General features: G+C 72.2%; 10 protein-coding genes. All 10 read right to left on the bottom strand.

Annotated elements, in window-relative coordinates; genetic code table 11:
• Nucleotides 1-204 precede the first annotated feature (204 nt).
• The 10 genes from ACFYW9_RS39450 to ACFYW9_RS39405 all read right to left on the bottom strand — a co-directional run bounded on the left by ACFYW9_RS39450 (nucleotide 205) and on the right by ACFYW9_RS39405 (nucleotide 11,826).
• Nucleotides 205-564, bottom strand: coding sequence for a GFA family protein (locus ACFYW9_RS39450; RefSeq protein WP_389159853.1), 360 nt, complete (start codon nucleotides 562-564; stop codon nucleotides 205-207).
• A 202-nt stretch (nucleotides 565-766) separates the two neighbouring features.
• The gene (locus tag ACFYW9_RS39445; RefSeq protein WP_389159852.1) at nucleotides 767-1,861 is read right to left on the bottom strand and encodes an NUDIX domain-containing protein; all 1,095 of its coding nucleotides are present in this window, start codon (nucleotides 1,859-1,861) and stop codon (nucleotides 767-769) included.
• Between the two features lie 60 nt (nucleotides 1,862-1,921).
• Nucleotides 1,922-2,680 carry a PIG-L deacetylase family protein gene (locus ACFYW9_RS39440; protein WP_389159855.1) on the bottom strand — a complete coding sequence of 253 codons (759 nt, stop codon included), beginning with the start codon at nucleotides 2,678-2,680 and terminating at the stop codon, nucleotides 1,922-1,924.
• Nucleotides 2,681-2,720: 40 nt separating this feature from the next.
• A complete protein-coding gene (gene fxlM, locus ACFYW9_RS39435; protein ID WP_389159851.1) occupies nucleotides 2,721-5,036 on the bottom strand; it encodes a methyltransferase, FxLD system in 2,316 nt (771 codons plus the stop codon).
• 42 nt (nucleotides 5,037-5,078) lie between these two features.
• Complete coding sequence (locus ACFYW9_RS39430) at nucleotides 5,079-5,735, bottom strand: M15 family metallopeptidase (protein WP_389159850.1); 657 nt, start codon at nucleotides 5,733-5,735, stop codon at nucleotides 5,079-5,081.
• Nucleotides 5,732-6,772, bottom strand: coding sequence for a GNAT family N-acetyltransferase (locus tag ACFYW9_RS39425; protein ID WP_389159849.1), 1,041 nt, complete (start codon nucleotides 6,770-6,772; stop codon nucleotides 5,732-5,734). The genes ACFYW9_RS39430 and ACFYW9_RS39425 overlap by 4 nt, the downstream gene beginning before the upstream one ends.
• On the bottom strand, nucleotides 6,769-8,214 hold the full coding sequence (locus ACFYW9_RS39420) for a phosphotransferase (RefSeq protein ID WP_389159848.1): 1,446 nt from the start codon (nucleotides 8,212-8,214) through the stop codon (nucleotides 6,769-6,771). The genes ACFYW9_RS39425 and ACFYW9_RS39420 overlap by 4 nt, the downstream gene beginning before the upstream one ends.
• Complete coding sequence (locus ACFYW9_RS39415; RefSeq protein WP_389159847.1) at nucleotides 8,211-9,080, bottom strand: class I SAM-dependent methyltransferase; 870 nt, start codon at nucleotides 9,078-9,080, stop codon at nucleotides 8,211-8,213. Before ACFYW9_RS39415 ends, ACFYW9_RS39420 begins: the two co-directional genes overlap by 4 nt.
• Nucleotides 9,077-10,342 (bottom strand): protein-L-isoaspartate O-methyltransferase, encoded by a 1,266-nt coding sequence (locus tag ACFYW9_RS39410; RefSeq protein ID WP_389159846.1) that lies wholly within the window; start codon nucleotides 10,340-10,342, stop codon nucleotides 9,077-9,079. Before ACFYW9_RS39410 ends, ACFYW9_RS39415 begins: the two co-directional genes overlap by 4 nt.
• The gene (locus ACFYW9_RS39405; protein ID WP_389159845.1) at nucleotides 10,339-11,826 is read right to left on the bottom strand and encodes an NUDIX domain-containing protein; all 1,488 of its coding nucleotides are present in this window, start codon (nucleotides 11,824-11,826) and stop codon (nucleotides 10,339-10,341) included. The genes ACFYW9_RS39410 and ACFYW9_RS39405 overlap by 4 nt, the downstream gene beginning before the upstream one ends.
• Between the last annotated feature and the right edge of the window lie 97 nt (nucleotides 11,827-11,923).

Below are 11,923 nucleotides of genomic sequence, written 5' to 3'. Positions count from 1 at the left end.
AACGAGCACCCCAGACCGTTCGTCTGGACGAAAACAGCAGACGAGATCCTCGACAAAGTCGCCGCCTACTGCCACCGAATCTCTGACTCAGGTCAGTAGCGCGAGTCTGGGTGTTCGGAGTGTCGGCCGGGCCGGTGCGCGACGCAGGGCAGCCAGGTGACGGTCAACGGATTTCGGTGGTCGGGCGGTTGAGTGGAGCAGGGGTCAGGGGGCGGCAGGCTGCGAGGCACGCGGATCAGGGGAGAGGGTGATGTTCATCCACGGCACGGCCTCCTCGCGGAAGGAGTGCCCAACGGGATCGGTGCCGCTGCGGTCGTCGAGACTGAAGCCGGTCATCATGACCTTGTCCGAGTCGTTGGCGACGGAGACGCGATGGGTCCCGCAGCGCGGACAGAAGCCCCGCTTGAGGGTGGGGTAGGTCGCGAACCAGGTGGGTTCACCGCCGGGACCGGTCCACTTCAGTCCGTTCTTGTGGAAGCCGACCCAGAGCACGGTGGGGCCGCCGGAGATGCGTGTTTCATGCTCGCAGGAACACAGGTGCGGGTCGTCCGGCGTGCCGAGCACCTCGTATGCGATGTCACCGCACCGGCAGTGTCCCGTGCGGCGCTCCGGTTCCGGCCCTGCCGCCGCGGCACCCGGAGCGGGCGCGGGCCGGACCGGAACAGCCGCAGGTGGCAGAGCGGGGTCATCAGAGGCGGGCGTTGTCGTGCGGAGCGAGGGGTCCATGGGTTCCTCGGGAAGGTGGGGGAGAGCGGAAGCGGACGGACTACCAGGTGATGGGGTAGGTGAGTTCGGTGACGGGCTGGCGGGTGGCCCGGGGGAGACCGAGTTGTCGGCGGGCCTGGTGGACCGCGGCGAGTTGGTGTGCGGTCGCCGGCCCCCAGTCGAAGAGTTCGGCGGCTTGTTCGGGAGTGGCCAGGATGCGGGTGTAGGTGTGGCCGGTGGCCGGGTCGGACTGGGCGGGACCGATTTCGGTGAGTGCGGCGGCGTAGCGCAGGTATCCGCGCAGGGCGGCGGGGTCGGTGACGTGTCCCAGGAGCAGCGGGTTGATGATCCGGGCGGCTGCTTCTTCTTCGGTCTCGCGACGCAGGGTGGCTACAGGGTCGTCGTGGTCCTGCTCCTCGGGTGTGCCGCCGGGCAGGATGGCGCCTGCGGTGTCGGGTTCGAGGAGGACCAGGACGCGTCCGTCCGGCGCGAACAGCCAGCCCCACACCTGCGTGACGGTGAGGTCGTGCGGGGCAGGTCCGGGGTGCCAGGGGTAGCGGTGGGCCGGGCGGGCGGTCCGCAGAACGCCGAGGCGGTCCAAGACCCCGGGAGCGATGGGTTGGCCGTTCTCCAGGAGTGTTGTGCCGGCGGAGTTGATCCGGGCCCGCAGCGCGGACAGGGCGCGTCGGGCGTCGGCCGGGGAGAGCAGCTCGGGCAGCCGTGCGGGTTCGACGAACTCGACCGCGGTGATCTCGCTGGGTGGTAGACGGATTTCGCCGATCCGGTCGTCGTCCCAGACTCCGCCGTCGAAGACATGGAGGAGCTCGCCGGGAAACCGCATGGCCGCTGGCGCGCTGGTGCTGCCGGCGGCGACCCAGTCGACGGCCAGGCCCTGGTTGGGGGCAGCGGTGATCCCGAGTTCCTCGCCCAGTTCACGGGCGGCGGCGCGAGCGGGGGACTCGCCTTTGTCGACGGCACCGCCTGGCAGGAGGCAGGTGTCGAGATAGTCGACGTGCTGGACCAGGACCTGCCCGAACTGGTTGGTGATCAGCACGGACGTCCCGACCCACAGGGCGGCCGAGGCACGCAGAGCGCCGTACACCTCGTCGGTCATGGCGCTGCCGGGCAGCTCGCCGGGAACGGATGTGGTCGTCATGATTCTCCAGGTCAGAAGGGGCCGATCGAGCCCAGGGAAGAGTGAGGCGGTTGACCGCCGTCAGGCAGTGAGCCGATGGGGAGCGCCGGGGAGTGGCCCGGCCGCGAGCCGGGTGAAGTACTCGGTCGCGATGATGTCGCGCCGGGTTTCCTCGGGCAGGCGGGCGAGGATGCCGGGCAGTGGCCGTTCGCGGGCGACCTCCCCTCGGTGCGCGAGGACCGCTGCCCACTTCTGCTCCAGCCAGGGGGTGACGTCGACGGTGGTGGTGGCGTACGCGTCCGGCACCGCGAGCACGGCTTTGCCGACGGCCTCCAGAAGCGGCCCGAGCTCGCCGACACCAGCCTCGGGGTGCGTGGCGCAGTACACGGCGCCCGGTTGCCAAGGCGCACCGGCCTCAGGATGAAGATGCGCGAGCCCCGCGTCCTGAACGGCGAGGAGAGCGGCCTGGTGGGTACGGCGGTGGTCCGGGTGACCGGTCAGCTGGCCCAGGGCGTCGTGTGTGACGACGATGTCGGGGCGGAACGAGCGGATCTGCTGGACCAGGGCGGCGACCACCTCGTCGAGCGGTGCGTCGACGAGCCGAGGACGTCCGGGGGCCGCCTGCGGGTTGCGGGCATCGCCGTATCCGAGCATGCGCGGTGCGCCCGCGCCGAGTGCCCGCAATGCGTCGGCGAGTTCGGGAGCCCGCGGGCTGTCGGGCGCCCACGTCATGGTGACGACGGCGGTGCGCGCGTGCGCGGCGGCGTGCTGGGCGAGGACACCGCCGGCGAGGAGGCTCTCGTCGTCGGGGTGGGCGAACACGCCGAGCAAGGAGGGCATCGTGGAGGGCGCCGCCTTCTCGGGGATCAGCTCGTCGGAGTCAGGCACGCTGTCCCCCTGCGGTCGAGAAGCCCAGTGCGTCGGCGGGGGTCCGGCCCGGCCACTGGAGGACAAGCCGTGCGCTGGGTTTGTCGAGCACGTCTCCGGGCGGCAGCTGGTCGTCGGGCGTTGTGGCCGGGTGGACGGTCATCGGCGGATAGCCGCTCTCGCGCACCTCGCGGTCCCAGACGCGCACGCACTCAGCGAAGCGCTCCGCCACCTCTTCGGCTGCTGGGCCATAGGCGTGGATGAAGAACTCCGTGATGCGGTCGGCCGGCTCCGGAGCATCCTTGACCTTCCGGTAGGTCAGGTAGGCGAGCGAACCGTCCGCCAGGATCGCGGCCGCGTCCTGCTGCTCCACGAGCGTGGACCCCTTCGGCGCGGACAGACGGCAGAACCCCGACAGGGTGGTCGCGGCATAGACCTGCAACGTCTCGAAGTTGAAGATTCCCCGGACGACCAGGCCGGTGGAGCGCTCGTGCCGGGGCCCGCGCAGAGCCTCGTCGAGACCGGCGGTGTCACCGGGCGTCCCGTCCTCCCACCGCACCGTGACCTTGCCGTCGGCCAGAGGGACGGCGGGGGCAGTACGGGCGGCGGCGCCGCGGTCGCGTACGAAACCGCAGTACGTCCAGTGCTCGCAGTGCAGCACGTCGCCGCGCCGGACCAGGGTGAGGGAGCGGGTGTAGCCGCCCATCTCCAGCGGCACGACCAGCCGGGCCCCGTCTGCGAGCTGCTCTCGCCATGCTGGTGCGATGTCGAACGCGTTGTGCGTGATCACGATCCCGTCGAACCCGTCAGCCGGGACGTGGCCCGGCGCGCCGAGTCCGCCGTCGCCGAGGACGGCGGTGACCCGGCCGTTGCCGGCCTCCGCGCAGAGCCGTTGCGTCCGGTGCGCCACGTACGGGTCGACGTCCACGGTCACCACCCGGCCGCGCTCTCCCAGGACGTGCGCCAGGAGTTCCGCGTTGTATCCGCCGGAGCCGACCTCCAGCACGGTCATCCCCGGCTCCAGCCGGAGTTGCTCGATCATGTCGGCCTGAAGCCAGGCCGCGGAGACGGAGCTGAGCGCGGTCTGGGGTGACTCCCGGACCGTCACCACGGCAAGGTCGTCGTGGTAGGCCGTCTCCAGCCGGGTCTCGGGGACGAACCGGTGCCGGGGCACCTCGCGCAACGCGGCTTGGACCCGCGGCGAGGGTGCCCAGCCCTTGCTGATCACGATGTCCGCCATCCGCTCGCGCAGCCGGACCGCCTCGGCCGGCTCGCCGGGCACCGGCGGGCCGCCGGGGAAGCACGCGTAGGAGTGGACAGGCGGGAGGCCCGGCAGCACCCCGGGCCACACCGCGGTCAGGGCCTGTGCGCTGGGCGCGAAGATCTTCCCGAGGGTCACCAAGGAGTTCAGGTCGTGGAACTCCCAGCGTGCGAAGCGGTGCGGTTCGGGCAGAGCGAGTTCACCGTCCCAGTGGGAGACACGGACCACGGCGGTGACGCGGCGTACGTCCAGCCGGTCGTCGTGCAGCACGGTGATGACGTGAGCGTCGTCCACACGAGCCGTCAGCCCGGTCTCCTCGTCCAGCTCCCGCACGGCGGCCGCTGGTGCGCTCTCGCCTGTCTCGATGCGGCCGCCGGGCAGCTCCCACATGCCCCGGGTGGAACGGCCCAGCAGGACCCGGCCGAAGGCGTCGGTGACCACCACTGCGGCACCGAACACGGCCTGCGGTTCGGGCCGACCCTTCTCCTCCGCGCTGAACGATCCGGCCGGTCCGCGCAGGACCAGCACCGCCAGGCCCTCCGCGTCGAACTGCTCGACGTGCTCGACCCCGTCGGTGAGCGCGGCGAGTTCGTTCTCGTCCAGGGCGATGTGACGCCGCTCTTCCGGCGTGTTCTCCACGATCGGCGTGATGATGACGAGCACCCCGCCCTCGCGCAGCCGCGCGGTCAGACCGCGAAGGACACGGGTGCGATCGCGGATGAACGCGATGGACAACCGCAGGACGATCAGGTCGTAGCCGTCCTCGGCGAGGGCGGCCAGGTCGTCGAGCTCGACATCCAGGCTCAGCCAGCGCACCCCCTCCACCTCTGCGTGCTCCGCGCGGGCCCGCTCGAGCGCGCCCTCGGCGAAGTCCGCTCCGTCGACGGTGTAGCCGAGCGAGGCGAGGTAGACGGACAACTCGCCCGTGCCACAGCCGATGTCGAGCGCGCGGCCGCCCTCGAGGACCGGGGCGTGCTCGACGAGCAGGCCCTTCTCCTCGTTCCCGAGCCGCCGGAAGCCCCGCCCGTCGTTGTAGTGCTCGGACCAGTCAGTCCGGGTGTATCCCACAGGTCGCTCCTCGTTCGTGCAAGGCGGGGTGGTGGTGTGGTGTCAGGGCAGTTCGACGGGGCCGTAGAGGGCGGCCGGCTGCCCGGTCTGCAGCGCCCAGTACCGGTCGCCGAACGACCAGTGCCACCACTCGGTCCCGTAGTTGATGAAGCCGGCGGTGGACAGCGCGCCGCCCAGGGCGGCCCGGTTCATGCGGGCCCGGGCGCTCAGGTCGGGGGCGTCGGTGTAGCAGGCGCCGTCGGACTCCTCCGGGGAGGCGTTGACGCGCGTGCCCATGTCCAGCTCGCGGCCCTGGTCATCGATCAGGGTCACGTCGACGGCCGCGCCGGCGGAGTGCGGCGCGATCTCCGGAGGCGACACGAAGCGGCTGGCGGCCTCCCGAAGCTCGGCGGCCCGCCAGTCCGGATGGGCGCGCGCGAGCTCGGCGCTGTATTCCTCGAAGTACCGGCGCTGCAGGGACGGGGGCCGGTAGCCCTCGACGAACAGCAACTTCACGCCGTCGGGGAGCAGCGCTTGCGCCTGCTGGAGCCGCGTGAGCACGCCTTGGCGGACGTGGGCCCAGGCGCCCGTCGTGTCCTGTTTGCGGTCGTCGACCCTCAGGTCATGTGCGCGGGCGTCGACGAGGGCCTCGCCGCGATCGTGGACGGGGATCGCGGCGACCCGCCGGTCGGACATCAAGACGATGCTGCTGGCGGTCATGCGTTCCCCCAGGTGTCGACGTATGCGGCCACGCCGGTGCGGCGGGCCTCCTCGACGGCGCGCAGCCGCACGAAATCGGGGGCCGGCATCAAGGCCTCCCACTCGGCCAGGGGCAGGACGCGGGCCTCGTCGTGCTCGCGCGGGTTGAGGGTGAGGCCCCGGATCTGCTCAGCGGTGAGGCGACCGCCGTCGAAGATCAGCTGCAGCGTGCTGTACGGACGTTGCGCCCGGGGCTGTCCGAACACGGTGGCCAGCAGCCGGGGCGGACCTGCGGTGGTCATGCCGGTCTCTTCCCGGCACTCGCGCACCACCGCGTCCCAGGGCCGCTCGCCCAGATCCATCGCGCCGCCGATCATGTGCCAGGGGTGGCCTGGGGAGTAGACGGAGCGCAGCTGGAGCGGCCGGTCGTCCCCGTCGGTGACGTAGAAGCACACGTACGCGGCAGCCCGGGGCAGTGCGTCGGCGTACTGCTGCGGCGGCACCCACGTCGCGTCCGGCTGCGCACCGGGCACGGCAACGGCATGTCGGCGGTGGCGGGGCATCCGCATCAGCGCCGGGTTGCCGCTGAAGCCGAGCTCCCGGTACAGGGGTGCGGCCTCCGGGCTGGTGTGCAGCTCGAACAGCGTGACGTCCTCGACGTCGGCGAGGTGATCGAGGAGTGCGGAGACGACGGCCCGGGCGTAACCGCGGCGGCGGAACTCGGGCCGGGTGGCGACGATCTGCACGCGGGCGGCCCGGCCTCGGGGGTAGGCCGGAGCCGGGAGCACGGGGTGGATCAGGCCGAGAGCGCGGGCGGCCATCGTGCCGTCGGGGGCGTCGACGACGAAGGCCCGGGCATTTCCCTCCGGCGTCAGCCGTGGCGCCAGCTCGTCCGTGCACTGCCGGAGCCAGTCCTCGGTCAGCGGTGCGGACAGGACATGTTCGGAGCGCATCCGGGTGATGGCCTCGGCGTCGGCGGTGGTGGCCGCGCGGACCGGCGGCCGTCCGTCGGCGTCGCGCGGCTCGACCGCGGCAGTGGGTGCCGTGTCGGCGTTCACGTTGTATCTCCTGTCGGTGAGAGGACTGCACGGTGCTCGGCGCGCAGCCGGGTCAGGGTCCGCCGGCCGCGTTCGACCAGCTCGGGGTCACCGTGGGCGATGCCGTAGGAGATCCCAGACACGGAATCGAGCGCTGCGTCGATGACGAGGCGGCCCTGTTCGGCGGCGGTCAGAGACCTGCCGTACCCGGCAATAAACGCCTCGAACAGGTCGGGGCGGCCGACCCAGGCGTCGGACAGGCGGACGAGATCCCGTACGGCCGGTCCTGGTTCGCTGCGCTCGAGGTCGATCACCGCCACGAAGACATCACGGTCGTCCGTCTCGTCGGCGGCGTCAGGGGTGGAAAGGATGTTCCGGAGCTGGAAATCACCGTGGGTCTCCACCCACTCCAGCGGTGGCAGGTCCTCGGCCTGCCGGACGAGCTCGCGGACGAACTCCTCATCACCCGGGAGCAGATGAGACCGCGCCCCGGCCAGATGCCGGTCGGCCTTGCCGACGGCCGGGCCGCTGCGGGCAGGAGCGGGCCGTGGGGGAGATGCCTGGTGGATGCGGCGGGCCAGCGCGCCGATCCGTTGGAAGACCGCCCTCTCCCGGCCCGGTGCCAGAACGGTGCCGTGCAGCGGGCGGCCCGGCACGGCGGTGAGGACCACCGCCCGCAGGGTGTCGTCGGCGGCGACCAGCCGGGGCGCGGCCGCCCCCAGCTCCCGCGCCCACGTTCGTAACCCTCGCACCTCCCGGCCGTGGAACCGCTCGTTCTGGTGCACCTTCACGTACCAGGTTCCGCCCTGGACGCCGTGGACCCGCCACACCCGGCTCTCCTCGCGCGCCCATGAGGTATCCGTCCACTGCGCGATCCGGCCGACCGCCCGCTCCGCGAACTCCACGACCGCGGTGTCGGGACGGGCGGTAGACGCGTGGCCGGTCACGTCCGGCACGAGGCACAGCCGGTCGGCGCCAGGGTCGAAGGCGATGCTGTCGCCGGGCAGTTGGAAGTGCACGGCGAGGCGCGCGCCCGCGCTGTAGGCGTCCAGCCCGGCCCGGCAGTACGCCACCACCTGGGCGGGCAGGGAGTGAAGGGGGAACCAGTCCATCGCGTCGCAGACGTCCGGCTCGGCGATCCCGGGCTCGCCCTTCCACCGCCGGACCTCGAAGAAGTACCCGGTACGGGAGGCGCCTCCTGGGCTGCGGTGGTGCACGGTCACGGCGGCCCGCGCATCGGCCGGGTCGATGACGACACCGGTCTCCTCGCGCGCCTCGCGGATCAGGGCGGTGACCACGTCCTCGTGCGGACCGTCCAGATGCCCCGACGGCAGATGCCACAAGCCGGCGGCGTACACCTGTCCGGCCCGCCGGGACAGCAGCACCTGCGGGCCCTGCGGGGTCTCCCGGCGCAGGATCAGGTGGACGTCGACCGGCTCGGTATGCCGCTGCCCGCCGCTCATCGCGCTCCCTCCGGACGCCGGGCGAGCAGAACCCTGAACATCGCTTCCTCGACGAGAGCCCCGTCCACCGCGTGCGCGTGGAGGAGGGCGAGGGCCTCGTCCTCGAACGCCTCGTGCCGCTCTGCGAAGAGCTCAGGAGCAGCGAAGGACGTGGTGCTCAGGTAGCCGAGTACCTCCTGCGGCGCCCAGGTGCGGGTCACCGGGAAACGGTGCTCGGTGACGTCGTTGAACGCCGAGGCTGCGAGATCCTCCTCGTACGAGCGGCGGGGCTCGGCGTAGGAACGGTGGGCGCACGCCCGGCGCTCGGCGCCCAGGTAGCGCTGGATCAACTCGCGCAGCGCACGGGTCCAGTCGACGTCGTGGGTCCACAGGCTCCCGTCGCCCATGATCGCCACTGCGGCACCCGGTGCGGCGACCCGGTCGGCCATCTCCAGGACCGCCTCACCGTTCAACCAGTGGTAGGACCGGCAGCAGGTGATCAGGCCCGGGCCGGAGTCCGGTTCGCCGGGCAGCGTTGTGAGCGGCTCGTAGGCGTCGGCCGCCGCGTGGACCAGGGTGAGGGTGCAGTGGCCGAGCACGGGGGTGAGGGCTTGCCTGGCCTGACGCAGCATCTGCGGGCTGACGTCGACGGCTTCGATGTGCGTCAGGTCGGTGCCGGCGGACAGGAGCGCGAGGGGCACCTGCCCGGTTCCGGTGCCCAGGTCGAGCAGCACCGGGAACGAACGGCCTCGCAGTGTGTCGGCGAGCAGGTGCACCGCTGCGTCCGGCAGGCCGGGGCGGTGGAGGGCATAGGTCACCGCCGCGCCCTCGAACAGTGCCTCCTGCTCCGGTGGGAGGCTCGGAACGGGCCCGTCGGGGTAGGTCACGAGGTGGCTCCCTCATCGAGCGGGCGGGCGACGGGTAGCTGCCAGGACAGGCGTCCGCACTCGGAGGCGGCGCGCTGCCCGCCGTCCGCGTCGAGGCAGAGGCGGTAGCGGTCGGGGGAGCGTGCGGTCCGCCACCGGTCGGCGAGGTCCTGGATCTCTTTCCAGATGTCGCGCGGCCCTTGGACGGTGATGCTCCAGCGCCGGTGGCCCACCGGCTCCGCGCGCATCCAGGATCCGCAGCCGGGGGCGCCGATCACCAGGTGCTCAGCGCCGAAGTCCCGCACCAGACCGCCGAGGATGTGGTCGGCCGCCAGCCAGAAACCGCGGTCGCTGTCCGCGGGCGGCGCCAGCATGCTCCGCTGGGTCCATGTGCCGGGCTCGGTGACCATGCGCTGCCGGAACTCCTTGCTGAGCCAGATCCGCTCCATGCCGTGCCCGGCACGGTGCGCGAACTCCACGGCCTCCAGCTTCGCCGTGATCCGCCCGTCGGCGGTACGCCCGACGACAGCGAGGCCGGGCCACGACGGGGACGCGCTGGTCACGTGCGCCAGCAGTTTGCCCTCGGGCGCGAGCTGCTCGACCAGGGCCGTCGGCACGCACTCCACCGTGTACGACACGAAGATCCGGTCGAACTGGCGGCCCGGCACGCCCTGTTCGCCCGAGCCGCACACCACCTGCGGCCGGAAGCCCAGGTCGGCCAGGCGGGCGGCGGCCGCGTCGGTGAGTTGCTGGTCCCGGTCGAGGGTGACCACCCCTTGGTCGCCGCAGAGCTGGCAGGCCATCGCGGCGGTCACCCCCGCGCCCGTCCCGACATCCAGCACCCGCAGCGCCGGGCGCAGATCCAGCTCCTCCAGCAGCTCGGCGGTCAGGCCCATCACCGTCGACATCGACGTGATCGACGCCCCCGACCGTGTCCCGCGCGCCCGGCCCAGCAGCTGCTCCCCGTCGTGCTGGACGAGCACACTGGCCCCGCCGTACAGCAGCCCGAGCAGCTCGGGGCGGTCCTGCGGCGCCGACCAGTCCAGCAGATCCCACCGCGGCGGCTCCTCGCCCGGTGCAGTGCGCCGTACGTACGCCTGCGGCATCAGCACTTCGCGGGGCAGCGTGAGCAGGGCGTCGCGGACCGGGCCCGGCCGCAGAGACCCCTCCACCTCGAGCCGGGCGACCATCGCCGCTCGCGCGGCTGCCGGATCCGCTTCCGCATCCGTCGGCGTGGCCCCGCCGACCGGATCGGCGGCGGGACAGGTGTCCAGAGTGCTCATCGCTCGCCCCAGCCCTGCTCGGAGTACCGACGCCCCCGAAGGATTCCGTCGATCGCCATGCGGGTGTACGGCACGACCGCTTCCGGAAGGTCCTGCGGCTTCCACCACCGCCACTCCACGCACCGGTCGGGTTCCAGGACCTCCGGGTCGCCGGTCCAGGAGCGGGCCTGGAAGACGAGCGCGATCCTGGGCCGCACGTTGGGGGAGTCGACGTGGTGCACCGTGTGGACGAGGTCGACGTCCTCGGGCGCGATGGTGAGGCCTGCTTCCTCTTTCGCCTCCCGGACCAGGCAGTCGATCGCGGCTTCCCGCTCGCAGTGGCCGACGAGGAAGTGCCAGGTGTCCGGCGCGAAGGCGGAGTCCGGGTGGCGCAGGCCGAGGAGGATCCGACCGTGGCCGTCCTGGATGTGGAGGTGGACACCGACGATGTGCGGCTCGGTGCCCGCCGGGGCCTCGCCGGGCAGCAGACCGGTGTCGTCCGGCGGCCCCTTCGCCGCGGGGTACTCGGCCGCGTGGCGCCGGATCAGATCCCCGAGCCCGGGGCTCAGGCGTAGCCGGTCGAGCATGTCTACGGTGCACCACGTCAACAGGACACCTTCGCGGAGCTCCACCCCCTCGGCATCACCGCTCCAGCGCCCGGCGTAGACGCTGATGGGCACGGCAAGGTCGTCGACGCTCGTCGCCGCCTCCACGGCATACGGCACCAGTTCCGTGAGCTCCAGACCCGGCACCTCCTCGGCAAGCTCGCGCCGCAGCGTGGCCTCGAGGCAGGAGTCGTCCCTCGTGCGGCCGCCACCGAGGAGGGCCAGCACCCAGGGCTCCCAGATGCCCTCCCGGTCATCCCGCAGATGTAGGAGGTACCGGCCGGCCCCGTCGTGGATCAGGGCGCTCGCGTTGACGGGCTCCGGGCGCCCATCGAGGCCGTGCGCCTCAGCGGTCAGGAGCTTGGCCCGCAGCGTAGGGGACCGCACGTCGGCGTACGGAAGCCACTGGGCCCCGGCGACCTCCTCGTCCTGCAGAACGAGCGCGGGCGGTTGCCCGGCGGTGAGATAGAACGCGAAGCGGACATCGAAGTGCTGGTGAGCGGGCTCGCCCTTGGCCGGGTTGGAGTCGATGTCATGGACGTCCACGTCGATCGGCTCGCCGAGGAACTGCGGGGTGAGACAGAGGTCGCCGGGGCGGAGCCCGGCCTCTTCGCACACCTCGCGCACGGCCGCGGTCAGCAGCGTACGGTCACCCGCCTCAACGTGGCCGCCTGGAGCGAGGAGCAGCCCTGTCACCCGATGGCCGATGTGGAGCACTCGCCGGTCGCGGTCGATGACCACCGCGCTGCAGGTGACGTGACCGGGCAGCGTGGCGCGGCTGGACGGCTCCGCGGTGCCGTCGAGGACAGCCAGCAGCCCTTCCAGAGCGTCCCGTTCCTCGGCATGCCGGCTGAGATAAACCTCGATGGTCGCGCGGATATGAGAGCGGGAGGGTGGCACGTGATCACCTCGGGACGTGTGGGACGGGATGTAGGTGCTGGGCGGGAGGGGCGCGCCCGGCGGCGGGCCCACCGATGACGGCTCCGGGCCAGGGGCC

The sequence above is a fragment of the Streptomyces sp. NPDC002698 genome (assembly GCF_042888945.1).
Lineage (GTDB): Bacteria > Actinomycetota > Actinomycetes > Streptomycetales > Streptomycetaceae > Streptomyces.
This window is presented reverse-complemented; position numbering and strand designations above follow the sequence as displayed.

Bases quoted from the DNA above. Each gene is read 5' to 3' on its own strand.
- ACFYW9_RS39445 (WP_389159852.1), bottom strand. From the start codon at position 1,861: ATGACGACCACATCCGTTCCCGGCGAGCTGCCCGGCAGCGCCATGACC.
- ACFYW9_RS39420 (WP_389159848.1), bottom strand. From the start codon at position 8,214: ATGAGCGGCGGGCAGCGGCATACCGAGCCGGTCGACGTCCACCTGATC.
- ACFYW9_RS39430 (WP_389159850.1), bottom strand. From the start codon at position 5,735: ATGACCGCCAGCAGCATCGTCTTGATGTCCGACCGGCGGGTCGCCGCG.
- ACFYW9_RS39440 (WP_389159855.1), bottom strand. From the start codon at position 2,680: ATGCCCTCCTTGCTCGGCGTGTTCGCCCACCCCGACGACGAGAGCCTC.
- ACFYW9_RS39410 (WP_389159846.1), bottom strand. From the start codon at position 10,342: ATGAGCACTCTGGACACCTGTCCCGCCGCCGATCCGGTCGGCGGGGCC.